The 1,000-nt window shown below is 73.5% G+C and carries 1 protein-coding gene; it reads right to left on the bottom strand.

The window, feature by feature from the left end; genetic code table 11:
• The coding region (locus E2E34_RS34595; protein ID WP_439333711.1) for an NACHT N-terminal Helical domain 1-containing protein at window positions 1-856 on the bottom strand (856 nt) is incomplete at its 3' end.
• Window positions 857-1,000: the final 144 nt, after the last annotated feature.

Genomic DNA, 1,000 nt, shown 5'->3' with positions numbered 1-1,000 from the left:
GGGCCTGGTCGGCGGGGCGGGGGGCCGTGGCGGTGGTGGGCAGCCGGTCGGCCGCGGCCCGCAAAGCCTCCTCGGCGGCGATGGAGGAGGGCGGGACCCAGCCGCCCGCCTCCTGTGTCGCGGCGTAGGCCGACGTGGGGGTCTCGGAGCGCCCGGTCGCCTCCAGGCTCAGGTACGCCGCGTCCAGCGGCCACCGCCCCGGCGAGTCGCTCAGGTCGATGCCGAAGATCGTCAGCTTGCTGTGCCGCTTCGCCACGTACGCCAGGTAGCGCCGCTCGAACGCCGCGTCCTGCGCGCCCGGCAGCGGGTGCCGGGCGACCAGCTCGTCCAGCCTCGCGACGAGCTCGCCCTGGCGGCGGCTCTGCGCTACCAGGGTCGCCGCGACGAAGGTCGAGCGCTGGGTGAAGAAGTGCAGGATGTGCAGGCAGGTGGTGTCGAGGAGGCGCTCGTAGAAGTACGTCGCGTCGGCCGACAGGTGGCACTCGGGGCCGCCGCTCTCCCGGCGCAGCCGGCGGGCCAGGGCGATGTGGCCCAGCTCCACGGCCTCCACGTCGTTCAGGGTGAGGTCTCCGAGGGCGTACAGCGTGGTCGTCAGCGCATCGACGACGGCCTCCACCTCGTCGGCGGGGAGCGGCCGCTCGCCCGTGCGCAGGGCTTGGCGCACCAGCTCGGCGGCGAGTTTGCGCAGGTCGGCGCGGGTCAGGGTGCGCTTTTCGCCCGTGAAGGACACGTACCCCGCCAGGCGGACCGGCTTGTCGACCAGGCCGGCGCCCGGCCCCTCCGCCACGAACAGTTTCCTGACCAGCGGTCCGACCACGCTCGATGCGAGTCGCGTACCGATTGCTGCGGCATCCACGCGCCGTCCCCCCGGGGCCTGTGCAGTCCAGTGGATCAGCGTATCGGGGGGTCTGGCGGTGACAAGGCGCACAGGCGTTTTGGGGTCTACGAGGGGGCGTAGTGGTCCAGGGGCCCTCCCTGCGGGGGACCTTCGGGCCATGGG

The organism is Streptomyces albidochromogenes, assembly GCF_005981925.1.
Taxonomy (GTDB): domain Bacteria; phylum Actinomycetota; class Actinomycetes; order Streptomycetales; family Streptomycetaceae; genus Streptomyces; species Streptomyces albidochromogenes.
This window is presented reverse-complemented; position numbering and strand designations above follow the sequence as displayed.